This window comes from Streptomyces sp. NPDC091271, assembly GCF_044757505.1.
In the GTDB taxonomy this organism is placed as follows: Bacteria; Actinomycetota; Actinomycetes; order Streptomycetales; family Streptomycetaceae; genus Streptomyces.
Window position 1 is genome coordinate 843,769 of the sequence record NZ_JBIVVD010000004.1, and the last position, 23,054, is coordinate 866,822.

Below are 23,054 nucleotides of genomic sequence, written 5' to 3' on the forward strand. Positions count from 1 at the left end.
ATAAGACACCGCCTGTGACGGCGAGCCGTTGAGACACGCGCGGGGGCGGGACCGGCTTACCCGGGGCCCGGGGAGGGGCGATCGTGGCGCAGGACGAGCACGGCCGCGTCGTCCTCATGGCCCGTGAACACCGCGGCCTGGAGCACCCGGTCCGCCAGTTCCTCCGCGTCGGCGCCGACGTGGGCGCTCACCAGGCGCCTGATCCGGTCCAGTCCGTCGTCGATCGACAGCGAGGGTCCTTCGATGACCCCGTCGGTGAGGAGGACGAAAGCGCCGGCCACGTCCAGATCGCGCCGGGTGACGGGGTAGTGCTGGCGCAGCTCGATGCCGAGGGCGAGCCCGCCGGCGTCGGCGGTGATGCCCGAGCGTCCGTCGGCCGTCGCCCACACGGCCGCGACGTGGCCCGCGCGGGCACTCCGGAGCTCCCGCGTCCGAGGGTCGAGCCGGAGGAACGAGCAGGTGGCGAAAAGCGTCGAATCCATCGAAAGGATCAGATCGTTCGTGCGGCCCATCACCTCACCGGGATCGGCAACCGAACTGGCGATGGCGCGCATGGCTATGCGGATCTGCCCCATGAAGGCAGCCGCTTCCACGTCATGCCCCTGGACATCGCCGATGGCGAGGCCGAGTGACCCGTCCGGCAGTACGAAGCCGTCGTACCAGTCGCCGCCGATGTCCAGCCCGTCCCGGGCGGGAGCATAACGAGCCGCCGTCTGCAGCCCCGGGAAGACAGGCAGCGTCGCGGGCAGCATCTTGCGCTGCAGGGCCTGGGCCAGCTCGACGCGGGCCTGGTGCAGCTCCACCTCTTCCCGGGCACGGGCGGTCAGGTGCTGCAATGTGCTGAGCAGGTCCTCGGCGCTCGCCGACCGGGGAGTTCGACGCCGGTTCATGGGCCGCTCCGCGTTGCGATAGTCCCTGCATCCTATTTCGGTGTCGGAACTCCGGCGAGTGCTGGTGCGGCCCCCGGTCGCGGACGCCCGCGGCCCGTCAGCCGGCCCGGCCGAGGGAGGCGGTGAGCCGCCCCAGGGTCTCCTGCAGGGCCAGAACCTCCTGGACCGACAGGCCCGTGGCCTTGAGGATCGAGCGGGGGACGGGCAGCGCGCGCTCGCGCAGGTCCGTCCCGGCGCCGGTGAGGTGGACCGTGACGGACCGCTCGTCCTCCGCGCTGCGCTCCCGCCTGACGAGACCGGCCGACTCCAGCCTCTTCAGCAGGGGCGACAGCGTGCCGGAGTCCAGGTGCAGCCGCTCGCCGATGGTTTTGACCGGGAGCGGGCCGTGTTCCCAGAGAACCATCATGGCCAGGTACTGCGGGTAGGTGAGGCCGAGGTCCTTGAGCGCTTCCCGGTAGACGCCACCGAAGGCGCGGGAGGCCGCCTGCAGCGAGAAGCAGACCTGGTGGTCCAGCTTGAGCAGTTCCGTGTCCGGCAGTTCGGTCAGTCCGGGTGCGGGGGTCGGGGGTGGCGTCATGAGTCCAGGGTAGCTTGCCGCCCGCTATTGAGTTGTGCGCAATTGAATTGCGTGCCATTCTTGCGGGGTGGCCGGGCCGCGGTCACCGTCGTACGAGAGAAGGTCACCCCATGGACGCGCTGTACACCGCTGCCGCCACCGCCAACGGCCGTGAAGGCCGGGCGGTGAGCTCCGACGGACAGATCGACCTCGCGCTCGCCCTGCCGCCGGCCCTCGGCGGCAACGGGGCGGGCACCAATCCCGAGCAGCTCTTCGCCGCCGGTTATGCCGCGTGCTTCGCCAGCGCGATGAGCTCGGTCGCCCGTGAGATGAAGGTCGACACCAAGGACGTCTCCGTAACGGCCGAGGTCTCGATCGGCAAGGACGATTCGGGCTTCGGCCTCGCGGTCGTCATGCGCGTCGAACTGCCTGAGGCGCTCGAAGGGGAGACCGGCAGGCGCCTGGTCGAGGCGACGCACGCGTACTGCCCCTACTCCAAGGCCACGCGCGGGAACATCGACGTCGAGCTCGTCATCGAATAGCGGACCAGGTCTCCCCGCCTGTCATCGGGCGGGGAGACCTGGTCCCGCAGGGGAGGCAGGAGTCGAACCTGCGGCATCCGGTTTTGGAGACCGGCGCTCTGGCCTCTGAGCTACACCCCTTCGGAGTGACCAGCGTCGCAGTCCCTCCCCGCCGCGGACAACCGGTTTTACGGTGCCGAGGACCGTTCCCGGGGGTCCGCCCCCGGACGGCCGGAGGCGAACGCGTACACTCGGCTCCCGTTTCCGCTGATTGGCGGGCATAACCGATCGATAGGCAGTTCACGTGAGTTTCACAGAGGCATCCGACGCACCGATCTACGCCGGTCTGGTGGAGGAGCAGGGCGACGTTCCGGCCGAGGTGCGGCGGGTGGCCGAGGAGACGCTGCTCGAGGTGGAGAGCGCGCTCGACTTCAGCGCGGTGCGTGCTGCGGCCGGCGCCCGCTGACCCCGGTCCGGACCACCCGGGGCCCGCGGGCCCGGTCCGGATCAAGCAGGACCTCGGTGGGCAGGATCATCTCCGTCGACCCCCTGGATCCTCACCCCCCCCCGGAGCCCGCGTGACCATCAGCCTGCACCGTTCGGCAACCGTCCTGTTCCAGGGCGACAGCATCACCGATGCGGGACGGCTGCTGGAACGGGACTGCCCCCTGGGCAACGGCTACGTCCGTACGGCCGCCGAACATGTGCGGTCCGCGCTTCCGGACAGTGACATCACGTTCGTCAACCGGGGCGTCGCCGGCGACGGCGTCTCGGATCTGCGCGCTCGCTGGCGTGAGGACGCCCTGGACCTCGAGCCGAGCGTGGTGTCGGTCCTGATCGGCGTGAACGAGACCTACCGCCGCTACTTCTACGGCACCGTCACCCCGGTGAGCGCGTACGAGAACGACTACCGCGCCATCCTCACGCAGGTCCGGGAGAAGTCGGACGCCCAGCTGATCCTCATCGAGCCCTTCCTCGTGCCGGTGCAGGACGAGCAGTGGGCCTGGCGGGAGGATCTCGACCCGAGGATTCAGACGGTCCGCAGGCTGTCCGAGGAGTTCGACGCCGCGCTGCTGGCGGCGGACGGCCTGCTCAACCAGGCGGCGCGCGTCGCCGGCGGTGCCGAGTACATCGCGGGCGACGGAGTCCACCCGACGCCGCTCGGGCATTCCGTCCTGGCGGAGGCCTGGACGGCCCTGACGGGGCTGTAGCACGCCGGGGGCCGTAGCACCGGAACCCTGGCCCAGACGGTCTTGCCCGCCCCGGTGGGTCGTGACCAGCCCCAGGAGCTGCTCAGCGCGTCGATGATGCGCAGACCCCGGCCGCGCTCGAAGGACTCGTCCGCCGGGCGCAGTACGGGCACCTCCGGGCTGGGGTCGTTGACCGCGCAGACCAGCGCCCCGTCCTGGCACGCGAGGCCGAGCCGGGCCGTCGACCGCTCGGCGGGCAGCAGCCCGTGACAGACGGCGTTGCTCGCCAACTCGCCCGCGACGAGAGCGACATCGTCCGCACAGGAGCCCAGGCCCCACCGCTCGAGTGCGTCGCGGACGAACGCGCGCGCCTGTCGCAGGCTCTCCGGATCGGCCCCCAGGCCGCGTGTGGTGAACCCCGGGGCCCCGATTCCGAGGTCGCGTGCCAGTTCCTCGTGCGGGTCCGCGCCGCTCGCGGCAGGGCCGGGCACGGGTGCTGCCGCTCCGTGACGTCGCGTGTTCTCCGCGTGCATGAGCGCTGACAACCCTCCGTCGAAGCCCGGCGCAATGGTGCCGTGGATGCCGGATGACCACTAGTATCCTCGCCGTCCGCACCTGCGGTGCAATTGCACCCGGAATTGCACCCGGGGGTGTGAGCCAGGGACACCTGTTCACCCGGCGCGGGCCCTGGTGCCACACCAGGAATGTCAGCGCAACGAAAAGGACGGACCGCATGCAGCACATCGACAACGGCGTTCCCGCCAGCTCCCTGACCGGTGTGGAGTGGAAGAAGAGCCATCACAGCAATCCGAGCGGGAACTGTGTCGAGATGGCGCTGCTGCCCGGTGGAGCAGTGGCCGTACGCAACTCCCGGCACCCCGAAGGGCCCGCCCTCGTGTACACGGCAGACGAAGTGCGGGCGTTCCTCGCGGGTGTCAGGGATGGCGACTTCGACACCATGACGGGCTGAACTCGCGGCAGGGCGGGCCGAAAAGTCACGGCACTCTTGCATCGGCCGGGCCACGGCGGGGCTCCTGATGGCACACTGGCATCACGACGCCCGTCCTCAGGAGTCCGCATGCCCGGCATCGAACAGCTTCAGCCGTCACGGAGGCCGACGCTCACCCCGGCCACGGGCGCGAGTCCCACGGCCCTGCGCCTGGTACTGGGCGCGCAGTTGCGGCGGATGCGTGGCGAGGCGGGGATCACCCCCGAAGTCGCCGCGGAGCGGATCCGGTGCTCGACCGCGAAGATCAGCCGGATGGAGACCGGGCACTCTCCCTGCAAGGAACGCGACGCGGCCGACCTCCTCACGCTCTACGGAGTGACCGACCCCGCCAGGACGGCCGAGTTCGTCGACCTGGTGCGAAGGGCCGGACAGCGCGGGTGGTGGCGCAACTACGCCGACGTACTGCCTGACTGGTTCGAGCCCCTGGTCGGTCTGGAGGAGGCCGCCGCGTCGATCCGTACGTACGAGGGTCACTACATTCCGGGGCTGCTGCAGACAGCCGACTACGCCTATGCCGTGGTGCGTTCCGGTCACGCTCTCGAATCGGAGGAGATCACCCGCCGCCGCGTCGAACTGCGGCTCAGACGACAGCAGTTGCTGCAGCGGCGGGACGCCCCGAAGCTCTGGGTGCTGCTGGACGAGGCGGTGCTGATGCGGCCGACGGGTGGCGCCCGGGTCATGCGAGAGCAGCTCGCCCATCTGCTGGAGATGACGGAGCTGCCTCACGTCATCGTGCAGGTCGCCCCATTCGACGTGACCGCCCATACGTCCCCGGGCAACGGCATCACCTATCTGCGGTTCGCGGTGGACGGGCTCCCCGACGTCGCCTACATCGAGCACCTGACCAACGCCACGTCCGTGAACAAGCCGGAGAGCACGGACGAGTACCGCTGGATCCTGGACTCGCTCAGCGCCCAGTCGCCGAGCCCGGCCGAGAGCAGGGGCCTGCTGAGGCTGGCGCTCGAGCGCTACAGCGCCGGCGGTCAGTTCCCTGACAGCGGCCCCGCTGTGTGACCGTCCTCCCACGGGTGCTCAGCCGATCAGAGCCTCGGTGATCTGCCGGGTCGTCTGCGCCGCGACCCGTGGGTCGGCCGCGGCGTATGAGGTGTACGCGTTCAGGCCGGTGGTCAGGGCCCAGCCGCGGCCCCGTGCCCAGGTGTTGTCGTCCACGCCGAGCGCCGCCCGGAAGGCCGCCCTGCTCCCTGGCGACATCAGGGTGAACGCGATGGTCAGGTCGCAGGCCGGGTCGCCGATGCCGAGTCCACCGAAGTCGATGACCGCGCTGAGGCGGCCGCCGACGGTCAGCAGGTTGCCGGTGTGGAAGTCGCCGTGGAACCAGACCGGCGGGCGATCCCACCCCGGGGCGTTCAGCGCGGCCTCCCACAGGGCGGTCATTGGCCGCGGCATCGAACGCGCCGCCGGTCTTCGCGATGGCTGCCCGGGTCGAGCGGTCCCGGTCGCTCAGGGACTCGGCGGTGAGGTCCACGCGGGCGCGCCCGGCCGGCAGGTCCTCGGGAGCGAACTGCTGAAGGGCGGTCAGGAACGTCGCGAGTCTGACCGCGGTCTCGGACGAGCCGGCCAGCGCCTCCACGGTCGCGACCTCGCCGTCCAGCCAGCGGGACACCGCCCATGACCATGGATAGCCGAAGCCGGGTTGACCTACCGCAACGGGTACGGGGATGGCCAGGGGCAGATGCGGGGCGAGCCGGGGCAGCCACTCCGCATCCTTCCTGGCCTGCCCGATCGCTCCGGCGTGGCGGGGCAGCCGTACGGACAGCTCTTCGCCCAGCCGGTAGATCACATGGTCCGAACCAGCCGGGTCGAGCGCCTCCAGAGGCAGCTCCGCCCACTGCGGAAACTGTGTGTCGACCAGTCGCCTGGCCAGCGCGGCATCGATCGACGGGCGGGAGCCCGAGGCCCTTCCGGTCAACGGTACGAGCTCCTGCGGGCGGCCCCATCCGTCCGGCGGGGCAGGCGGGCGCCACAGCGCGCCGCGGACTCGCCGTGAGCCCGAGGCCGGTCCCACGACAGCGGGGACGCGTCGCGCGCCGGACCCGTCAGCGCCGCCATGACGCCACGTGATCCTTCACCACTTGCGGCCGACGCCGCCGAACTCGATCCACTCCTGGGTCGCCTGCTTCGGAGCCAGATCCGAATCGGGACGCCACCTCGACACCTCGACCAGTCCCGGCTCCAGCACCTCCAGCCCCTCCAGGAACGCGTGTACGTCGTCCTGCCGGCGCACCCGCCCCCACTGGTTGCCCGTGCTCTTCGCCATGAAGTCCGTGACGAAGTCACGGGTGGCGGCGTCCTCGCTCACGAGCTGACACACGACCAGGAAGCTCCCCGGTGCCAGACGGGCCGCCGTCCGGCGCACCAGGTCCGCGGGGTCGTCCTTGTCGGGGATGCAGTGCATCACGGACACGAACAGGGCGGCCACCGGCTCGTCGAAGTCGATGAGCCGGTTGACCTCCGGGTGACCGAAGATCCCCTCGGTGTCCCGCATGTCCGCCTGGATCACCGCGGTCCTGTCGTTCTCCTCGAGTATGGCCTTGCCGTGCGCCAGGACGATCGGGTCGTTGTCTATGTAGACGACCCGGGCGCCGGGGTCCACGATCTGGGCGACCTGATGGACGTTGTCCTGGGTCGGCAGGCCGGACCCGTGGTCGATGAACTGGCGGATTCCGTACTCGGATGCGAGGTGGCGCACGACACGCCGGAGAAACCTTCGGTTGTTCACCGCCAGGACCTTGGTGCTCGGCACGTGCTCCAGAAGCTGCTCACATGCCACCCGGTCGGCAGGGTAGTTGTCCTTGCCGCCCAGGTAGTAGTCGTACATCCGTGCGACGCTCGGCACGTTCACGTCGATGTTCTTCGGAATGGAGGTGTCCCCGTTGCTCATCCAGCCCTCGCGGTTCTCAGGGAGTGAAGTCGGTGTCCGTGAGGGGTCATGCTATGGATCTCGCGGGATGGCTGACAGTCCTCGGGGGAGTGAGGCAAGGCCACAGGGCTTCGAATCAGCCACATGAGGCCCGAGGGAGAAGGGTCCGTCGCAGGGCCCGGACCTAGGGGTACGGCCATTCCGTGGCAACGGTGTGTCAAGTCTTGCTGCTGGAGGGTTTATTGGCGCACCCGGCCGTTGTGTGGAGCCCGTGCTCCAGCCGCGCGGAGGGCTGTTCCAATGCGGCCGGAAATCGACGGTGGCCATCTTCGCGGTCTCCGCCGGGTCCGTCCGGAGCAGGTGCCCGGGTCCGCGTCGGAGGGCCGCCGCCCGCGCCTGGCGGTCTATCGTGGGAGCCATGCCCGCCCCTGAGCTGATCCGCATCGTCTCGCGCGACTCCCCCATGGCCCTGGCCCAGGTCGAGCGCGTCAGGGCCGAACTCGTGGCCCGTAACCCCGGCATCGTCACCGAGGTCGTCCCCGTCAGGACGACCGGCGACAAGTGGATGGGCGATCTGTCGATGGTCGAGGGCAAGGGAGCCTTCACCAAGGAGGTCGACGCCGCCCTGCTTGCCGGGGAGGCTGACCTGGCTGTCCACTGCGTCAAGGACATCCCGGCCGACCGCCCGCTGCCCGCCGGCACGACGTTCGCCGCGTTCCTCGAGCGCGACGACATCCGCGACGCCCTCGTGCACCCGGACGGACTCACGCTCGACCAGCTCCCGGACGGTGCGCGCGTCGGAACCTCATCCGTCCGCCGGACCGCACAACTCGCGGCGTCCCACCCTCACTTGAATTGTGTTCCGTTCCGTGGCAACGCCAACCGGCGGCTGGCGAAACTCGCCGCGGGGGAAGCCGACGCCCTGCTCCTGGCCGTCGCGGGCCTCCACCGCATCGGCCGCCCCGACGTGATCAGCGACGTCCTCGCACCGGAGACGATGTGCCCGCCCATCGGCGCAGGCGTCCTCGCCCTGCAGTGCCGCGAGGACGACACGGCGGCCATCGATGCCGTGAGCGCGCTCAACCACCCGGGTACCTACCGGGAGATCACGGCCGAGCGCATGTTCCTCCACGTCCTCCAGGGCCACTGCAACTCGCCGATCGCGGGGTACGCCACGGCCCACCGCAACGGAGACCTCTCGCTGCGCGCCTGCGTGTTCACCCCCGACGGCAAGACGGTCCTCAACGCACACGAGTGGGCAGGCCCTCTCGACCCCGCCACGCTCGGCACCTCCGTGGCTGTCGCCCTGCTGCGCCAGGGCGCCCGCGAGCTGATCGACACCATCGCCCACTGAACCCGTGTGTCCCGGGCACCGCCCGGCGGACCTCGTCATCCGCCGGGCCGCACCGGTTCAGGTGTCCAGTCGGACCGACAGCGTCGAGGAGCTCTTCGAGACCAGGGACGGCACCGCGACGAAGTCGTCGGGATCGACAGCGGGTGACATACCCCGACAGCGCACGAACACCGCCGGGAGAGCGAGCGCCGCCTCCAGTCGGGCCGGCGGTGCGCAGAGGGCCGAAGCGCGGCCCGTTGCCGAAGGCCTTTGCCCAGCCTCTGACCTGCGACGCAGCCGGAGCGCCCCGACGGCGTCGGCGGGGCGGGGCTTCGGGTCCCGCTCCCCGTGGCCGACGACACTCGATTGCGCACCGGATGTGCCTGCCCGGCTGCCGAGCGGCCATGGAGCGCGGATCCTTGAACCAGTGCTGCCCCGGGTGCGCCGCGCCCGCGTACTGAAGGAGACCCCATGGCCCGCTTCGAGGCGACGGTCGACATCGACCGTCCTGTCGCCGAGGTATTCGCCTTCCTGGCGGATGGCGAGAACGACGGGAAGTTCAGCCCCCGTGTCCAGGACATCGCGAAGTCCCCGGCCGGCCCGACGGCGGTGGGCACGGTGTTCCGCAGCACCGTGAAGGACGCCGGGATGACGACTCGTCGTGAATTCAGGATCAGCGAACTCGCCGCTCCGACGCGCATCCGCTGGAACGAACTGTCGTCCAACCTCGTGACGGCCCGGGAAGGGGGTTACGACCTCGAGCCCCTGGCGGGTGATCGAACGAGAGTGCGGATCTTCAATGATCTGGAGGGCCACCGGGTGGGCAAGCTCCTCGTCGGTCTGGCTGTCGCCGCCGCACGTAAGGACGCCCCGGCCTTCGGGCAACGGATCAAGTCCGCGGTGGAAGCGTCCTGACCGCAGGCCCGGGGGAGGGGCGGGAGGGCCCCTCTCCCGCGCCGTCCGCGTAGGGTCTTGACCATGGTGCACGTACTGAGCAGCAGGGTATTGCTGAGGCCCGTCGACCCGGAGGCCTCCCGCGACTTCTACGGGCGGACGCTCGGGCTGCCCGTCTACAGGGAGTTCGGCACCGGTCCGGACCGTGGAACGGTGTACTTCCTCGGCGGGGGCTTCCTCGAGGTGTCGGGCCGTTCGGAGACACCCCCGACCGAGTCCCTGCGGCTCTGGATGCAGGTCGCGGACTGTGCGGCGGCACATGAGGAAGTGGCGGCCCGTGGGGCGGTCGTCCTGCGCCCGCCTCTCCAGGAACCCTGGGGCCTGATCGAGATGTGGATCGCCGACCCGGACGGCCACCGCATCGTGCTGACCGAGGTGCCCGCCGACCACCCCCTCCGCTACCGTCCCTGACCGCCGGGAGGGCGGAGGTCCTCAGGCGAAGGCGGTGAGTGCGACACGGGCCGCCTGCGCGACGAGGGCGTCCTGCGGATCGGCTCCGCGGGCGTCGCCACGGGTCAGCACGGCGAGGACGATCGGCGCGGACTCCGGCGGCCAGAGGACGGCGATGTCGTTGCGGGTGCCGTAGCCGCCCGTGCCGGTCTTGTCGCCAACCACCCAGCCGTCCGGGGCGCCGGCGCGGATGAGTGCGTCGCCGGTGGTGTTCCGCTTGAGCCAGTCGGTCAGCACGGCCCGCTTGTCCGCGCCCAGGGTGCCGCCGAGCACATAGGCCCGCAGATCGGCGGCCAGGACACGAGGAGTACTGGTGTCACGGGGATCGCCGGGCGCGGCTTCGCTGAGGTCGGGTTCGTAGCGATCGCACCGGGTGGTGCGGTCGCCGAGACCGCCGAGGGCCTCCTGCAGCCCACGGGGACCACCGAGCTCGCGGAAGAGGAGATTGGCCGCGGCGTTGTCGCTGTAGCGGATGGCTGCGTCGCACAGTTCGCGCAGGGTCAGCCCCGTGTCCACGTGCCGCTCGGTGACCGGGGAGTTGGCGATGAGATCATCAGGGCCGTACCGCACGCGCCGTTCGAGCCGCTTGAGCGTGTACCTGTCCAGCAACGCGCCCGCGAGCAGCGCCTTGCAGGTCGAGGCGTAGGCGAAACGCTCGTCCGGACGGTACGTGACGGACAGACCGCTGCCGGTGTCGACCGCGTACACACCCACTCGAGCGTCGAACTTCCGCTCCAGTTCCTGGAACGCGGGCTCCGTCCGGCGTGCTGCCTCTTCGGGCGGTGAGGGCGCTGTCCCGGAGGGCGCCGGTGGAGCTGCGGCCGGCGGGGACGTTTCGCACCCGGCGAGCGGAAGGGCTACGAGGCCGGCCAGAGCGGAGAGCGCGGCACGGCGGGGGAGGGGGGTGGGCACGAGGGCGGCGACTTCCTGTCTCCGAGGGGGCTGCCGCGCACTCCGCGGTGCGCCCCGGATACACGGGCGTTCGGGGGCGCAGGGTCACGGCCGACAGCGTTCTGGCGCTCCAGGATAGGGCGGGGACTTCCGTTCGCCACCGATGTGCCGCCCGTGTCGTTGCTCGATGCGGCCGGATCAGCAGGCGGGGCGCGTCGCAGCCGTGTCGTGACGGTGCGAGCCCTGAGGGCCGAAGCGTATGCGCGTGAGTCCGTCCTCGCCGGAGGGACCGGATCCGGACTTGTCGACGACGTAGGCGGTGCTGTCGTCGGTCATCCTGACGTGGTTGGGGTACGCACCGGTGGTCACGCTCTCCACGACCGTCCCCGCACGCGGGTCGACCACCGACAGGCTTCCGGCCAGTCGGTTGGCGACCAGGACACGGCCCGTGCACGGGTCGACGGTCACGGATTTCGCGCCCTCGCCCGTCGCCACCGACCTGGCGACGGCGCCCTTGTGCAGGCCGACGACCGAGAGGGTCCCCGAGGCCTGGTCGGCGGTGTACGCGGTGCGCCCGTCGGTGGAGAGCGTGATCGAGAGTGGCCCCTCGCCGGTGGGGATGAGGCGCGGGGCCCCGGAGCCGGGACCGACCTCGATGATCCGGTTGTTCGTGAAGTCGGCGGCGTAGACCGCACCGGTCCGTTCGTTCACCGCAAGCCCCGTCGGCCCGCTCCCCTCGACGGTGACACGCCTGATCTCCCTGAGGGTCCGGCTGTCGAAGGCCACGAGAGCGCCGTCGCCGAAAGCGCTGGCCCACACGACGTCGCGCTTCTCGTCCACGACGACCTCGCGCGAGTGGTTCACGTCCGGCCGGGTGACGAGATGCCTGCCGGTCCTCTGGCTGTAGACGGACACCGAGTTGGTCCGGGTGTTGGTGACCCAGACGGTGTTGTGCTCGTCGTCGACATCGATGCCGTAGACGGCTTCGACCGTGCCGTTCGTGGGTGGCGTGTACGCGGCGTCCACCTCGAGGGTGTCGGGATCGATCCTCAGCAACCGGGAAGCAGTGACAGGGGCCGGTGGCTGCCCCACGGAGGCGGTGGCCCAGAGCACGTCGTTACGTTCGGAGTACGCGGACTGGTAGAGACCCTGCGCCAACGGGACCTGCGTGACGTGCGAACCGGTCGGGGCGCCTGCGCCGGCTGTGTCGGCAGGCGCGATGTCGGTACGCGCGGTACCGGTTCCCGCCGTGGCGGTCCCGGTCAGCGTGAGAGTGGTGCCGAAGGCGAGCGCCATGGCGGTCGCGGCTGCGCGGCGGACACGGCGATCGAGCGAGGCCATGGTGTGCTGTTCTCCCTGGACGGGCGCCTTCGGTGAGGCGCTCGTGGTATCGGGCGTGGTTGGGCCGCGCCCCTCTGTCCCGTAAAAGTTAGGTAACCCTAAGATAAGTTTTGCGCAAAGAGCAACCGTGTCAGGATGCGCTGTATGTCTGGTCGCGCACTGAGCTTCGGAGCGATGGCGGAAGCATACGAACGGTTCCGGCCGGGGTACTCCGCGGAGCTGTTCGACAGGGTGACGGCGTACGCGGAACAGCCGGTGCGGACCGCCCTCGAGATCGGTGCCGGGACGGGTAAAGCGACTCGCCTGTTCGCGCGACGCGGGGTCACGGTCACCGCGACGGAACCGGACGCGGCCATGCTCGCCGAGTTGAGCAAGCACGTGCCGGCGAGCGTCAGGACGGTGCGAGCCGCGTTCGAGGACCTGAGGCCGGGTGAGAGGTACGGGCTTGTCTATGCGGCAGCCGCGCTGCACTGGACGAGCCCGGAGGGCCGGTGGACACGCGTGGCGTCGCTGCTGGAGCCGGGTGCGGTGTTCGCCTCGTTCGGCGGGCCGATCCAGCCGGCCGATCCGGCTGTGGAGGAAGCCGTGCGAGCCGCACGGGCACCGTTCCTGGAGAGCGACGGGGTTCCGTCGCCGGACGGGACACCCGCAGGCCATGCCATGCAGTGGCCGGGTACTGAGCTTCAGCGGTCCGAATGGTTCACCGACGTGCAACAGTCCGTGATCGAACGGCGCTTGACCATGAGCGCTGTCGACTATGTCGGCCAGCTCTCGACCGTCTCGGCCTATCTCGTACTGCCGGCCTCGGAGCAGCGGCAGGTGTTCGGCCGGATCATGCGGGTTCTGCCGGAGACGGTCGAGGTCGCCGCTGACATCACCGTCCATCTCGCGCGCCGGCGCCAGGAGCCGTAGTACCTCGCGGGCCGCTGCGTCGGCCTTCTCACGGGCCGACAGTGCGACCGGGCGGGCACTCCGCCGAGGATGCCGAGGATCATGTGGGGCATGATGAGGTCATGCGAACGCGACCTGTGCTCATCTACGACGGAGACTGCGCTTTCTGTACCTCCTCCGTGATGTTCGCTGAACGGCATGTCCGGCCAAGTTGTGAGATCACTCCATGGCAGTTCGCGGAGTTGGAACCCCTCGGGTGCACCCGAGAGCGAGCAGAGTACGAACTGTTGTGGATCACACCCCCCGGGGTGATCCACGGGGGCGCGCAGGCGGTCGCCAAGATGCTCCTGAACGCGGGAAGCGGCTGGGCTGTGCTGGGGGCGTTGCTGACCCTGCCTCCTCTCCGCTGGATCGCTCACGGTGTCTACCGGCTCGTCGCGAACAATCGCGAGCGGATGCCGGGCGGGACGCCGACCTGCGCGCTTCCCGCAGACCGTCGGCCTCGCAACGGGGCATCCGCGTCGGATTCCGTGGACTGAGGGACGGAATCGCGCGGGCGCGTCGAGGGTCATTCCGCGCCCGCGGAGGGGTGCCCGTAGGCACGCCTGTCCGACGCCCGGCCTGCCCGTCCGGCGGCGATTCCGCCGCCGGACGGATCCCGCCCTCACGGGTCGCGGGCCGCCCCGTGAGGGCGGGTCCGCCGCTCGGCCGGTTCAGAGCTGGAATTCTGCCGGGGACAGTCCCAACGCGGCGCATGCCTCCCGGAGAATCATGTGCTCGGCCTGCGAGAAGTCACCGTCGGAGCCGGCGATGACGATGCCTGTCTGGAGCACGGCCCTTGCCTCGGTCGGCTTCTTGGAGGTCTTCACGATCTCCTGCATGGCGTCGGTCTTGCCCTGCTGGAAGTTGAGCGTGAGCTGGTCCACGTGCTTGTTGAAGCGTTGGCGCAACTGCTCCGGCGGGAAGTTCTGCAGGACGTCGTTGCCGAGGATCATCGACTCCACGTGCTGACGCTCCGCAGGATCCACATGCCCGTCAGCGGCAGCGACGAGTGCGCACATCGCCATACTCGCATCGCGGTAGGCGCCGCTCTTGAGCTCCGTCTTGAGGGAAGCGAGCTGCGACTTCAGCGTGCTGACCAACTGGGCGCGCGAACCACCACCGGATCCCTGCCCGCCGCTTCGTCCGGGCGCGGACCCGCGCGCTCCTTGGGACTGCTGCAGATTCTTGGCCTGATTCTTGAGTTGGTCCCACACTGCCATCGAGGTCCCCTCGGTCTTCTTCTGATTTGTCGGTCACGAGCTCGTACGCTCACCCGGTCAAACGGCCGGGTACGGGTAAAGGTTCCGCAAAATGGCAGATCGGTCCGGGTGGGGCGCCCCGAAGTGACCGACGCGCTCGACCGTCAGCCCGCCGCGAGGGCGAAGGGTCCGTCCAGGGCTGCCCATTGCGGCAGCATGATGGTCTTCCCGTCGGTGACGCGCCCGTCGCGGATCATGGCGAGGGCCTCGGCGAAGGGCAGTTCGAGCACCTCGATGTCCTCGACCTCGTCCGCGAGTCCGCCGCCCGCCCCGGTCCGGGTGCTGCCGTGGGAGAAGGTCACCGGGCTGATCACCGACGCGGATCCCCGTGGCGCGGCGTCCAGCGGCTCGCGTCGCTCGGAGTGGAGGTCGTCGCGGCCGGCTGACACCCCTCCCTTCATCCGTTCGGTACCTCTCCGTGGATGCAGTGCAACCATCCGTGCCGTTCGTGGGTCACATCAAGTGGGAGTAAAACGCTCTCAGGGACACAAGGGGGAAATATGAGAATCGTTCGTAATGTCGCGGCTCTCGGGGCGGTCACCGCGCTGGCGGTGGGCAGCACGGTCGCGCTGAGCACGACGGCCTCCGCCGCACCGAACGTCACGCCGCAGGGCGTCTGCGGCAAGGCCTACAAGACCGTGAACTCCGTGCCGGTCGGCTCGCTGGGCACCGTCTACCTGACGTACAACTCCTCCAACGGCCAGAACTGTGTCGCGACCATCCGCGCCAACCCGGGGACGGCCAAGGCCATGTCCGCCTACATCTACGTCCCCGCGACCGACGCGTGGGCCGGGGACGACGGCAACTTCACGTCGTACGCGGGACCGGGCTACGTGTACGGCAAGGGCTACTGCGTGAGCTGGGGCGGGAGCATCGCCAACGTGTACGTCTCGGTGGAGAACTCCAACTGCGCCGCACGCAAGGAGCAGCGGACCACCGAGATCCGCTGACCCCACCTCGGTGAAGACGGGGCGTCGGCCGGCGCCCCCAGCGGTGGCGGGCCCGGCAGAGGACCATCTGCCGGGCCCGCCGACGCATGTGGCGGCCGGTCCTTCTCAGGCCGCACGCCGGCCGGCGTGCAGAGGTGTACCGCCGGCCAGTTCCTCAGGATCCAGTGAGAGCGACGCCGCGGCGGTGGCGCCGACGTCCGCCAGGCTGTGCGCGTCCGGCAGCAGTTCCACCCCGTCGGTCCCGGGCCGGTGGATCAGGACCGGCACGTACTCCCGGGTGTGGTGCGCGTGGCCGATCGTGGGGTCGTTGCCGTGGTCACCGGTGACGATCAGCCGGTCACCGGGCTCCGCGAGCAGCGCCGTCAGCCCGGCGAGTCCGGCGTCCACCTGCTCCAGCAGGCGTCCGTACCGCTCGGTGTCCTGCTGATGCCCTGCCAGGTCCGTCTCCTGCACGTTGGCCACCACGAGCGCGTCGCCTCCCGTGCGTACCGCTTCCAGGGTGTGGGACAGGACCTCGTCGGTGGCCACGGCCGGATGACGCCCGGCCGTCTCGCACACCAGGATGTCGGCGGCCTTGCCCACCAGGGTGACCGGGATGCCGGAGCGGGCGGCGAGGTCGGGAAGCTGGCGGGTGTGATCGAGCGGGGCGCCCAGGTGCTGCACCTGAAGGCCGCCGTTGCGATAGAAGCCGGTGGCCGGAGTGTCCAGCCCGACCGTCCCCCCGCCGCCGGGGCGGACGAACGAGGGGAGCGGGCCGTCCGCATGTCCCCCGACCGCGATGACGCGGGCCACCGGAGCGACGGAGCGCACCGTACGGGCGATGGCGAGGATCCCGCCGGGCCCGTCGAAGGAGAGGTCGTCGAGGCGGCCGGACGCGTTCCAGTTGATCCCGGGATCGGCCTCGAGGTTGTCATGGACCAGAACGGTGCCGTCGACGAGGAGCAGGGGCTTCCCGTCGACCGGTTCGGCCCGGTGGCCCGCCGCTCGGAGCGCACGGGTCACCTCGTCGAGATGATCGGCGAGCCGGGCCACCGTCACCCGGCTGAAGTCGGCGCCCATCATGGTCTGATGGCCCGCGAAGGTGTCCGCCCCGGGGTAGCCGAGTGCCGCCCTGCCCGCGGCGACCGGCAGATGGGTGCGGCGTGCCAGGTCGGGATGAGGGTGGACCAGCCCGAGCCCCAGGGCCCCGAGCACCGGCAGGCGCAGCGGCCGGCCGAACGCGGTGCGGGCGTGGTCGAGGACGTGCCCGCAGGTGTCGGCGGTGAGATCGCCCGGACGCAGGGCACCCGCGTCGGGCATGGCGCCGACCCCGAACCCGTCGATGACGACGATGACGGTCTTGGCCATGGGGTTGCTCCTTACTGCAGGGCTCGGCCCTGGGCGTCGTACAGGCCGTTCAGCCGGGCCGAGCCGGAGGCGACTCCGGAGACGACGGCGACGGTCGAACGGGTGACGAAGATCTGGGTGCGGAAGGCGAACAACACGGTGTCGCCGAGGCGGACGTCGGCCCCGTCGGCGGGTGCGTCGAGCAGCCGGTAGTAGTCGATGTTCTCGGTGGGAGCGTTCTGCACGCCCAGCCGCGTGCCGGTACGGGGCAGGAGAGCGCCGCGGATGTGGGAGCGGGCGTAGAAGCCCCCGCCGAATACCGCAGGGCGTCCGTCGTCGAGTGTGTGGGCGACCTCGCTGACGTACACGTACGCGGGCTTCTCGGGCTGCGCCGGATCGACGGCGTGCAGCGGGGTGGTGCCGGTGAGGGCGTGGCCGGGTTCGCCGTGGGTGGCGCCCAGCTCCGCGAGCAGCGGGAGGGTGGCCATCGAGGTGGCGCTGGGAGCGCTGAGCCTGAGGTCGTGGTGCCCCCGCGAGACGAGGAGTTCGCGGGCCTTGAGCGCCAGGTCGAAGTTGGGTGTGGGAGCGGGCCGGCCGGTCGACGGATCGCACAGGACGCAGGGGAAGGCGGTGACGCCCCCGATCCGGATGCCGTCCAGGGCCTCGGCGGCCTCCGCGAAGGCACCCAGCCGGGCGAGCGGGACGCCGCCCTCCTGGCCGGGGTAGACGGAGCCGTCGGCGCCCTCGATCCGGATCAGGACGTCCTGGACGAAGCCCAGTTCGCGCGCCGCGTCGGAGACGGCACGGGCGTTGGCCAGGTCGAATACGGTGACGGTCTCGGGGCGCCGGGTCAGCACCTCGGGCAGGGTGCGCCGGGGGATCTGGACGAGGTGCCCGACGTTGCCGGGGCGTGCTCCGGCAGCCAGCAGGGTACGGGCCTCGGCCGGGTCGATGGCGGCGGAGCGGGGGATGTGCCGGGCGATGGCCCGGATGAGTTCGGGGTTGCGGCCGAGTTGCTTGACGACGAACCAGAGCCCGATGCCGAGGCGTTCGGCCTCGGCCGCCAGCAGCGCGGCGTTCGCCTCGACGGCGTCCAGGTCCATGACGTACGTGTCCGGGGGGATCGAGCCGTTCCGGTGCAGAGCGGCCGCGGCGTCGACGAGCCCGGGGTTACGGGTGAGCAGGGTGTCGAGAAACACGGTCAGTCGTCCTTCGGGTCGTCCAGGGCGGCGAGCGAGCTCCGCAGGATGTCGACGACGAGGTCCGCGCCCGCCCGCATCGGGTTGATGCGCACGGTCCAGTCGGCCAGCCCGGGGGAGTCGTCCAGCGCGGAGCTGGACATGCGGTAGAAGAGGGGGGCGATCTCGTAGCGGGAGTTGGAGCCGACGGGGTACGGGGCGGCTCCGAAGCGGGCGGCGACCGAGGGCAGTTCCCGGGCGACGGGCCGGTCCAGGCGGACGAGCAGGCAGCGGTCCTGGGCGTTGGCGATACGTACCTCGGCCACACCGTCCACCTCTCCGGCCGTCAGGCGTTCCGCGACCTCGGCGCCGACGCGCGACTGCACGGACCACATGACGGGTACGTGGGTGAGGGCGCGCAGCGCGTCGAGTGCCTGGTGGCCCTGGACCTGCCCGCCGCCGGAGTAGTTGTCACGGCGGATGTGCGCGACGAGGTCCCCGGCGCCGACGACCAGGCCGACACCCTCGGGCCCGTGCAGCTTGAAGAGCGAGAAGCAGGAGGCGTCGGCGCCCAGTTCCACACCGGCCGCCGGGGCGCGCATGACGGCGTAGTTGTCGTCGACGATCGTGCGGACCCCGGCCGCCCGGCATGCCGCGAGGACCTCGGCGGGATCGTATGAATCTGCGAGCCGTTGCCTGGTGTGCTGGACGTATGCCCACCGGACCTGCCCGGCCGCGAGCGCCTCGCGGAGAGCGGAGAGATCGTTGTAGTCCGCCTCGACCGTCCTCACCCCGATGCCCCGCAGGGTGACCTCGGTGGTGCGGTAGACCGGCGCACGGTGGATGAGCAGCGGCTCGCCGGCCCGGACGGCGGCATTGAGGGCGGCCCGGATCGCGCCGGTGCCCGCGCCCTGCACGAAGGCGGCGTCCTCGGCTCCGAAGAAGTCCGCGAGTACCGCCTCGACACGTGCGGTGGTGCGGGGGCGCCCGAGTCCTGGGACGACTCCGGCGTCCGACGAGAAGAGCTGGTCGCCCTCGAAGTGGGCGGCGGTGGCCTCCAGCAGCCGGAACTGCATCGCCATGGCGTCGTCCAGGGAGACGGTCGCAAGCGGGAAGGTCGGGGGGAGTGCGGGGCTCATGTCAGTTGTCCTCCTCGCTCGCGCCGGTCAGGAAGCGCAGCGGATTGCGGCGGGTCAGCAGGTCGACCAGATCGTCGTCGGCGCCCGCCGTCCGGAGCCGGGGCAGAAAACTTCCGAAGAGGTGGCCGTAGCCCTGGCCCCCCTCCTCCACGAGGTAGCCGTGGCGGGAGATGTCACAGCTGAGCAGTACGCGGTCGGCGTGGCCGGCCTCCAACAGGGCGAGCAGCAGCGCAAGCCGGTCCCGGTCACTCCGGTACGACGACTTGCCCACGGTGTCGAAAGCGACGTACGCCCCTCGCGCGGCGAGCTCCCGGTGGACGCCCGGATCGTCGAGCAGGTCCTGGTGGCCGACGCTGATCCGGTCTGCGGGCAGGCCCTCACCGGTCAGGATTTCCACCTGGGCGAGCCCGCCCCGGCCGAGTTGCGCGTGCGTGGCGAGGGAGAGGCCCGTGGCCAGAGCGGCCCGCGCACCTGCCCGGAGAACCTTGGTCTCAGGAGCGGTCGGTACGTCGCCATGGCTGCCGATTTCACCGAGGACGCCGGGCAGGACACCGGTCGCGCCGATTCCGCCCTCGATCTCACGGACGAGGACTTCGGTCAGCTGTTCCACGGTGCCGTCCTCGATCTCCGGCGTGTGGAACGGCTCGTAGTACCAGCCGGTCGAGGCGACGACGGCGACCTGGGAGTCCCGGGAGATCCTGGCCAGGGCACCGACGTCGCGGCCCATACCCCGGCAGGTCAGCTCGATGACCAGGGAGAGCCCGAACTCCTTATGCAGGGAGGCGAGTTCGGCGGTCACGGCCGCGGCGTGGCGCTCCGGGTGAAGGACGGCCGCGCCGTCGCCCCGACGGTCCAGGTCGAGGACCAGGTGCTCGTGGGACAGGGCGGGACCGCGCACGGAGGCGGTGGACAGCTCTCCGGTGACGGTGCGCAGGGCGCTGGGTGAGGGGCGGTGCATCGTGGGGCCTTCTTTCGCGTACGGGCCGATCCTGTCCGTGAAGTGGTCAGCCCTTCAGCGGCGTGAACAGGTCGAGCCAGTACAGGAGGTTGAGGAGGATCCCGCCGACGATCACGGCAGCCGGAGCGGCGGCCATCCTCACCACCGGCCGGCCCATCGCCTCGTTGAGCAGGTAGAGACCGCCGACGACGAGGATGCCGAGCCCGCCCCCCATGGCGTTCGCGGCCATCAGCGACCCGAACAGGATCGCGAGCTGCAGGGTGTCCCCGATGGCGCTGCGAAGATGCTCGGAGGAGTCGCGGACGCTCGGCAGCTTGCCGAGGAGCTTGCCGATCCAGGAGAGCGCCAGCACCTCGACGGCGAACACGAGTGCACCGACCACTGCCGCCAGGGACGGGTTCGGCATGAGGTAGCCGATCGGATAGACCAGCGTGAATCCGGCGATCCCGTACGCGCCGGAGGCCAGCGCGGTAGTCGCGATCAGCGGGATGAAGCCGAAGACCCGGTAGAAGTCGACCTGGGCGGCCTCGGAGTACTGCCCCTTCGCGATCAGGAAGCTGGTCGCCTCGCCGCCGCCGAATATGTGCATCTGCGCGAGCACGCAGACCCCGGCGCCGAGCACCATGAACAGCGGCAGATACCTGCGCAGACGAGCGGCGCTGGCGCTGAAGAGCGACGCCATCGGATCGTCCTGCGGGACCTCCTCCACGACGCCCGACGTCCGGTCGGCCCGGCGCTGCCTGACGTCCTTGGCAACGGCCAGCCCGATGAGCATCAGCACGCCGACCGCCATGGCCAGCGCACCGGCGAACATGTTCGGCCACAGCTTCATGGTCATGACGACGAGAGCCAGTTCGAGGGCTCCGGCCAGACCGCCCCACTTGCGGCCGAACTGCTTGGTGATGGCGAGCACCGGGAACAGGGTGAAGAGGAACAGGATCGGCGTCGACATCTGCTGCATCGCGGTCAGGAAGTCGACCGGGAGATCGTGGGCCACGTTGTTCGCGCCGTTCAGCCCGAATACGACGACGGCCCCCCAAGCGGCGCCCAGGATCGGGGCGAGCCACTTCTTGGGCGACAGCATTCCGAGGATGTCGGTGGGCAGGAAGACCAGCCACGGATTCAGCACCCCGGTGGACAGCGCCATCGGGGCACCGAGTCCGAAGATGAACCCCGCGGAGAGACCGAAGGAGACAGCCGTCGTCGCGCTGCGGGTGGTACGCCCCTGGATGAAGTCGAGAAGGAAGGGACGTACCCCGTCGTTGAAGACGGCCAGGGCCATGTGCGAGATGTAGGCCGTCAGCGCGCAGAGGGCGATCACGGTGAGTTGCTGGGCCAGTGTGAAGTCGAGACTGGTACCGGCGGCGAGTGTGGTGCTCACGAGTCACTCCTTGGTGCCCGGGATGGTGCGAAGAGGCTGATGTCAGCCGCGGGCAGCGATGGCGCGTGCCATGAGGGGGGCGATGACGTCGATCTGGTCCATCGAGAAGCCGAAGACCTTCTTGCCGTCGTCGAGCAGAGTGGTGATCTCCTCCTCGGTGGGAACGCTCCGCCCGAAGGTGTGGCAGGCCGCGCTGCCCATGAGCCCGACGAGCACGCCCAACGAGGCGCCGGCTCCCGTGTGGCAGGTGCCCAGGTAGTAGTCGGCCTGGCCCATCCGGAGTTTCATGGCGGCGTCCATGTCGCTGGAGGCGACGATGTCAAGGGCGTCGATGCCGAGCCCGCCGATGGCCTGGGTGACCTCGACCTTGCCGACGCCGCCCGTGAGGATCTTCGTCATCACTGCTCTTCTCTCTGTAGCGGTTGGTGATACGGAACGAGGGCCCGGTCAGCCGGCCGCGGCCGGTCCGGACGTGGATGCGGAAGGGGGCTGCTGAGCCAGGACGGCCAGGTGCATGCCGAGAAAGTTGACCTCGGAGTCGGGGAGCGCTGTCCCCAGCTGCCTCTCGGCGCGGACCGAGACGGCGCGAGCGCGGGCCACCGCATCGGGATGCCCGGCGAGCTCGGCGGCGACCTGGTCGTCGGTGAGGAACTGCTCGATCGGCTCACCGTCCAGGAGCCGGCCGAGGGCCATCATCAGATGGCTCGTGAACATCCCGGCCGTCGCTTCGGTGACGGTCAGGCCCTCGGCCTCCAGGGAGGCCAGCTCGGCAGTGACGAAATCAGCCACCTCGGGCCTGACCTGGCCGCCCTCGCGGAAGAGTTGGAGCCGCAGTGCCAGCTGGTCGTCCATGATGATCCTCCTAAAATCAACAGTAACCAGGATTTTGTATTTTGAGGACGGGCGACGCTCCAGGAAAATGAGACACCGGTCACCCTGTCGTCCGTCGGTCAGTACGAGGGCACGCGCTCACCCCTCAGGACCTCGCCCTGCAGCCGTTTCACCAGGGACAGATCGAGCGACGAGCGGATCGCGGCCAGCGCCTGCGCCCCGTCCGACCGGCAGATCACCGCGGCACTGGAGTTGCGCAGCGCCAGCTCACGGGTGACCTCGTCGCCGAGTGGGAGCACTTCGACGCCGGGGCCGATCCGGTCCTGCGCCTCGTCGAGATTCCAGACGGTCGCGTCCACCTCGTCACGGGAGAAGAGGTCGGGCAGCTGCATGTACGAGGTCTCCCGCCACACGATGTCCTCCCGGCCGGCGAAGACACGCTCCACGAGCATTCGCAGGTCCTCCGAGGTGTGGTCGATGGCGACCCGCAGGCCTGGTGCCTCCAGGTCGGTTCCCCGGCGCACGAGCATGCCGTGCGCGCCCACGTAGGTGGCCGGCCCTAGATCGGCCACCAGCTCCACCGGGTGCTCCGCGGTCAGCCGGTCGGCGGCGAAACGCGACAGCACGACCAGGTCGACCTTGCCTTCCAGCAGCGCCGCGGTCCGGGCGCCGGCACCCCGCATGAACGTGACCGCGAACGGTGCGCCCGCTTCCTCGAACGCCCCGCGCAGTCCGGTCGCCAAGCCCTCGTACCGCCGCGAGTAGGGGAGCGGCATGGCGGCGAGCAGCGTGCCGAGACCCGACAGTCGCCACAGGATGGTGCGGTCGGACCGGACGAGGAACGTGCCGAGGTGGCCGCGCGCGGTGGTGGAGATGGCTCCCGACTGCTCCAGCAGTTGGAGGGCCGCCTGGACGGTGCCGTTTCCGCAGCCCAGCTGCTCCGCGAAGTCCCTCACGCGGGGCAGGCGGGTGTCCGGCTCGTGATGCAGGAGCACGGCGGCGAGCTGCCGGGCGGCGAGGCCGTTACGGGTGAGGAAGCGGGCGTCCAGGTCGTTCACGAATCAAACAGTAAACAGGATCCTG

25 protein-coding genes, 1 tRNA gene and 3 pseudogenes are annotated in these 23,054 nt (G+C 70.2%); 11 read left to right on the forward strand and 18 right to left on the reverse strand.

The annotated features are described in order from the left end of the window. Positions 1-56: 56 nt before the first annotated feature. Together ACIQM3_RS20315 and ACIQM3_RS20320 are read right to left on the reverse strand one after the other, a co-directional pair. Complete coding sequence (locus tag ACIQM3_RS20315; RefSeq protein ID WP_401626097.1) at positions 57-890, reverse strand: PP2C family protein-serine/threonine phosphatase; 834 nt, start codon at positions 888-890, stop codon at positions 57-59. A 97-nt stretch (positions 891-987) separates the two neighbouring features. Further along, on the reverse strand, positions 988-1,467 hold the full coding sequence (locus ACIQM3_RS20320; RefSeq protein WP_401626099.1) for a MarR family winged helix-turn-helix transcriptional regulator: 480 nt from the start codon (positions 1,465-1,467) through the stop codon (positions 988-990). A gap of 110 nt (positions 1,468-1,577) precedes the next feature. Here ACIQM3_RS20320 and ACIQM3_RS20325 point away from each other — a divergent pair, with 110 nt between their 5' ends. After that, positions 1,578-1,988 (forward strand): organic hydroperoxide resistance protein, encoded by a 411-nt coding sequence (locus ACIQM3_RS20325; RefSeq protein ID WP_104782565.1) that lies wholly within the window; start codon positions 1,578-1,580, stop codon positions 1,986-1,988. Between the two features lie 47 nt (positions 1,989-2,035). Here the strand turns inward: ACIQM3_RS20325 and ACIQM3_RS20330 are convergent. After that, a tRNA-Trp gene (locus ACIQM3_RS20330) sits at positions 2,036-2,108 on the reverse strand. Positions 2,109-2,271: 163 nt separating this feature from the next. Here ACIQM3_RS20330 and ACIQM3_RS20335 point away from each other — a divergent pair. After that, positions 2,272-2,433, forward strand: a complete 162-nt coding sequence (locus ACIQM3_RS20335) for a hypothetical protein (RefSeq protein ID WP_401626101.1) — start codon at positions 2,272-2,274, stop codon at positions 2,431-2,433. Between the two features lie 112 nt (positions 2,434-2,545). Continuing rightward, the gene (locus ACIQM3_RS20340) at positions 2,546-3,178 is read left to right on the forward strand and encodes an SGNH/GDSL hydrolase family protein (RefSeq protein WP_401626103.1); all 633 of its coding nucleotides are present in this window, start codon (positions 2,546-2,548) and stop codon (positions 3,176-3,178) included. A gap of 86 nt (positions 3,179-3,264) precedes the next feature. On the opposite strand, the pseudogene ACIQM3_RS20345 reads toward ACIQM3_RS20340, so the two are convergent. Beyond that, positions 3,265-3,690 (reverse strand): annotated as a pseudogene (locus ACIQM3_RS20345) (ATP-binding protein); the annotation flags it as partial. Between the two features lie 200 nt (positions 3,691-3,890). On the opposite strand from ACIQM3_RS20345, the gene ACIQM3_RS20350 reads away from it, so the two are divergent. After that, positions 3,891-4,127 carry a DUF397 domain-containing protein gene (locus ACIQM3_RS20350; protein ID WP_401626105.1) on the forward strand — a complete coding sequence of 79 codons (237 nt, stop codon included), beginning with the start codon at positions 3,891-3,893 and terminating at the stop codon, positions 4,125-4,127. A gap of 108 nt (positions 4,128-4,235) precedes the next feature. Next, positions 4,236-5,180 (forward strand): helix-turn-helix domain-containing protein, encoded by a 945-nt coding sequence (locus tag ACIQM3_RS20355; protein ID WP_401626106.1) that lies wholly within the window; start codon positions 4,236-4,238, stop codon positions 5,178-5,180. Between the two features lie 18 nt (positions 5,181-5,198). Here the strand turns inward: ACIQM3_RS20355 and ACIQM3_RS20360 are convergent. Together ACIQM3_RS20360 and ACIQM3_RS20365 are read right to left on the reverse strand one after the other, a co-directional pair. Further along, positions 5,199-6,096, reverse strand: a pseudogene (locus ACIQM3_RS20360) (aminoglycoside phosphotransferase family protein). Between the two features lie 156 nt (positions 6,097-6,252). Continuing rightward, on the reverse strand, positions 6,253-7,068 hold the full coding sequence (locus tag ACIQM3_RS20365; protein ID WP_401626109.1) for an SAM-dependent methyltransferase: 816 nt from the start codon (positions 7,066-7,068) through the stop codon (positions 6,253-6,255). A 397-nt stretch (positions 7,069-7,465) separates the two neighbouring features. Here ACIQM3_RS20365 and hemC point away from each other — a divergent pair, with 397 nt between their 5' ends. The 3 genes from hemC to ACIQM3_RS20380 all read left to right on the forward strand — a co-directional run bounded on the left by hemC (position 7,466) and on the right by ACIQM3_RS20380 (position 9,745). Further along, positions 7,466-8,401, forward strand: coding sequence for a hydroxymethylbilane synthase (gene hemC, locus ACIQM3_RS20370; protein WP_401626112.1), 936 nt, complete (start codon positions 7,466-7,468; stop codon positions 8,399-8,401). A gap of 450 nt (positions 8,402-8,851) precedes the next feature. Further along, entirely contained in the window at positions 8,852-9,295 is a 444-nt protein-coding gene (locus tag ACIQM3_RS20375; protein WP_401626115.1) for an SRPBCC family protein, read from the forward strand. A gap of 63 nt (positions 9,296-9,358) precedes the next feature. Next, a complete protein-coding gene (locus ACIQM3_RS20380; RefSeq protein ID WP_401626118.1) occupies positions 9,359-9,745 on the forward strand; it encodes a VOC family protein in 387 nt (128 codons plus the stop codon). A gap of 21 nt (positions 9,746-9,766) precedes the next feature. Here ACIQM3_RS20380 and bla read toward each other — a convergent pair whose 3' ends face one another. Together bla and ACIQM3_RS20390 are read right to left on the reverse strand one after the other, a co-directional pair. Then, positions 9,767-10,696 (reverse strand): class A beta-lactamase, encoded by a 930-nt coding sequence (bla, locus tag ACIQM3_RS20385; RefSeq protein ID WP_401626121.1) that lies wholly within the window; start codon positions 10,694-10,696, stop codon positions 9,767-9,769. 177 nt (positions 10,697-10,873) lie between these two features. Then, on the reverse strand, positions 10,874-12,016 hold the full coding sequence (locus ACIQM3_RS20390) for a YncE family protein (protein WP_401626124.1): 1,143 nt from the start codon (positions 12,014-12,016) through the stop codon (positions 10,874-10,876). Positions 12,017-12,160: 144 nt separating this feature from the next. On the opposite strand from ACIQM3_RS20390, the gene ACIQM3_RS20395 reads away from it, so the two are divergent. Both ACIQM3_RS20395 and ACIQM3_RS20400 read left to right on the forward strand, forming a co-directional pair. Continuing rightward, the gene (locus tag ACIQM3_RS20395; protein WP_401626127.1) at positions 12,161-12,928 is read left to right on the forward strand and encodes a class I SAM-dependent methyltransferase; all 768 of its coding nucleotides are present in this window, start codon (positions 12,161-12,163) and stop codon (positions 12,926-12,928) included. A gap of 101 nt (positions 12,929-13,029) precedes the next feature. Then, complete coding sequence (locus ACIQM3_RS20400; RefSeq protein ID WP_401626129.1) at positions 13,030-13,446, forward strand: thiol-disulfide oxidoreductase DCC family protein; 417 nt, start codon at positions 13,030-13,032, stop codon at positions 13,444-13,446. Positions 13,447-13,620: 174 nt separating this feature from the next. On the opposite strand, the gene ACIQM3_RS20405 is transcribed toward ACIQM3_RS20400, so the two are convergent. Next, positions 13,621-14,169 carry a tellurite resistance TerB family protein gene (locus ACIQM3_RS20405; RefSeq protein ID WP_401626132.1) on the reverse strand — a complete coding sequence of 183 codons (549 nt, stop codon included), beginning with the start codon at positions 14,167-14,169 and terminating at the stop codon, positions 13,621-13,623. Between the two features lie 143 nt (positions 14,170-14,312). Beyond that, positions 14,313-14,486 (reverse strand): annotated as a pseudogene (locus ACIQM3_RS20410) (GDP-mannose pyrophosphatase); the annotation flags it as partial. Positions 14,487-14,708: 222 nt separating this feature from the next. Here ACIQM3_RS20410 and ACIQM3_RS20415 point away from each other — a divergent pair. Continuing rightward, positions 14,709-15,158 carry a spore-associated protein gene (locus ACIQM3_RS20415; RefSeq protein ID WP_401626135.1) on the forward strand — a complete coding sequence of 150 codons (450 nt, stop codon included), beginning with the start codon at positions 14,709-14,711 and terminating at the stop codon, positions 15,156-15,158. 105 nt (positions 15,159-15,263) lie between these two features. On the opposite strand, the gene ACIQM3_RS20420 is transcribed toward ACIQM3_RS20415, so the two are convergent. From ACIQM3_RS20420 to yhfZ, 8 genes are all read right to left on the reverse strand, one after another. Continuing rightward, a complete protein-coding gene (locus ACIQM3_RS20420; protein WP_401626138.1) occupies positions 15,264-16,505 on the reverse strand; it encodes a phosphopentomutase in 1,242 nt (413 codons plus the stop codon). Between the two features lie 11 nt (positions 16,506-16,516). Further along, the gene (locus tag ACIQM3_RS20425; RefSeq protein WP_401626141.1) at positions 16,517-17,683 is read right to left on the reverse strand and encodes an alanine racemase; all 1,167 of its coding nucleotides are present in this window, start codon (positions 17,681-17,683) and stop codon (positions 16,517-16,519) included. Positions 17,684-17,685: 2 nt separating this feature from the next. Then, positions 17,686-18,801: an aminotransferase class V-fold PLP-dependent enzyme gene (locus ACIQM3_RS20430; RefSeq protein ID WP_401626144.1), complete on the reverse strand. Its 1,116-nt coding sequence runs from the start codon at positions 18,799-18,801 to the stop codon at positions 17,686-17,688. Between the two features lies 1 nt (position 18,802). After that, complete coding sequence (locus ACIQM3_RS20435; RefSeq protein ID WP_401626147.1) at positions 18,803-19,759, reverse strand: phosphotriesterase; 957 nt, start codon at positions 19,757-19,759, stop codon at positions 18,803-18,805. 46 nt (positions 19,760-19,805) lie between these two features. Beyond that, on the reverse strand, positions 19,806-21,140 hold the full coding sequence (locus ACIQM3_RS20440; RefSeq protein WP_401626150.1) for a YhfT family protein: 1,335 nt from the start codon (positions 21,138-21,140) through the stop codon (positions 19,806-19,808). A 42-nt stretch (positions 21,141-21,182) separates the two neighbouring features. Then, entirely contained in the window at positions 21,183-21,539 is a 357-nt protein-coding gene (locus ACIQM3_RS20445; RefSeq protein ID WP_401626152.1) for a DUF2620 domain-containing protein, read from the reverse strand. 48 nt (positions 21,540-21,587) lie between these two features. Further along, positions 21,588-21,992, reverse strand: coding sequence for a transcriptional antiterminator (locus ACIQM3_RS20450; RefSeq protein ID WP_401626155.1), 405 nt, complete (start codon positions 21,990-21,992; stop codon positions 21,588-21,590). 98 nt (positions 21,993-22,090) lie between these two features. After that, complete coding sequence (gene yhfZ / locus ACIQM3_RS20455) at positions 22,091-23,029, reverse strand: GntR family transcriptional regulator YhfZ (RefSeq protein ID WP_401626158.1); 939 nt, start codon at positions 23,027-23,029, stop codon at positions 22,091-22,093. Between the last annotated feature and the right edge of the window lie 25 nt (positions 23,030-23,054).

Bases quoted from the DNA above. Each gene is read 5' to 3' on its own strand.
- ACIQM3_RS20315 (WP_401626097.1), bottom strand. From the start codon at position 890: ATGAACCGGCGTCGAACTCCCCGGTCGGCGAGCGCCGAGGACCTGCTC.
- ACIQM3_RS20320 (WP_401626099.1), bottom strand. From the start codon at position 1,467: ATGACGCCACCCCCGACCCCCGCACCCGGACTGACCGAACTGCCGGAC.
- ACIQM3_RS20325 (WP_104782565.1), top strand. From the start codon at position 1,578: ATGGACGCGCTGTACACCGCTGCCGCCACCGCCAACGGCCGTGAAGGC.
- ACIQM3_RS20350 (WP_401626105.1), top strand. From the start codon at position 3,891: ATGCAGCACATCGACAACGGCGTTCCCGCCAGCTCCCTGACCGGTGTG.
- ACIQM3_RS20355 (WP_401626106.1), top strand. From the start codon at position 4,236: ATGCCCGGCATCGAACAGCTTCAGCCGTCACGGAGGCCGACGCTCACC.
- ACIQM3_RS20365 (WP_401626109.1), bottom strand. From the start codon at position 7,068: ATGAGCAACGGGGACACCTCCATTCCGAAGAACATCGACGTGAACGTG.
- hemC (WP_401626112.1), top strand. From the start codon at position 7,466: ATGCCCGCCCCTGAGCTGATCCGCATCGTCTCGCGCGACTCCCCCATG.
- ACIQM3_RS20375 (WP_401626115.1), top strand. From the start codon at position 8,852: ATGGCCCGCTTCGAGGCGACGGTCGACATCGACCGTCCTGTCGCCGAG.
- ACIQM3_RS20380 (WP_401626118.1), top strand. From the start codon at position 9,359: ATGGTGCACGTACTGAGCAGCAGGGTATTGCTGAGGCCCGTCGACCCG.
- ACIQM3_RS20390 (WP_401626124.1), bottom strand. From the start codon at position 12,016: ATGGCCTCGCTCGATCGCCGTGTCCGCCGCGCAGCCGCGACCGCCATG.
- ACIQM3_RS20395 (WP_401626127.1), top strand. From the start codon at position 12,161: ATGTCTGGTCGCGCACTGAGCTTCGGAGCGATGGCGGAAGCATACGAA.
- ACIQM3_RS20400 (WP_401626129.1), top strand. From the start codon at position 13,030: ATGCGAACGCGACCTGTGCTCATCTACGACGGAGACTGCGCTTTCTGT.
- ACIQM3_RS20405 (WP_401626132.1), bottom strand. From the start codon at position 14,169: ATGGCAGTGTGGGACCAACTCAAGAATCAGGCCAAGAATCTGCAGCAG.
- ACIQM3_RS20415 (WP_401626135.1), top strand. From the start codon at position 14,709: ATGAGAATCGTTCGTAATGTCGCGGCTCTCGGGGCGGTCACCGCGCTG.
- ACIQM3_RS20420 (WP_401626138.1), bottom strand. From the start codon at position 16,505: ATGGCCAAGACCGTCATCGTCGTCATCGACGGGTTCGGGGTCGGCGCC.
- ACIQM3_RS20430 (WP_401626144.1), bottom strand. From the start codon at position 18,801: ATGAGCCCCGCACTCCCCCCGACCTTCCCGCTTGCGACCGTCTCCCTG.
- ACIQM3_RS20435 (WP_401626147.1), bottom strand. From the start codon at position 19,759: ATGCACCGCCCCTCACCCAGCGCCCTGCGCACCGTCACCGGAGAGCTG.
- ACIQM3_RS20445 (WP_401626152.1), bottom strand. From the start codon at position 21,539: ATGACGAAGATCCTCACGGGCGGCGTCGGCAAGGTCGAGGTCACCCAG.
- ACIQM3_RS20450 (WP_401626155.1), bottom strand. From the start codon at position 21,992: ATGGACGACCAGCTGGCACTGCGGCTCCAACTCTTCCGCGAGGGCGGC.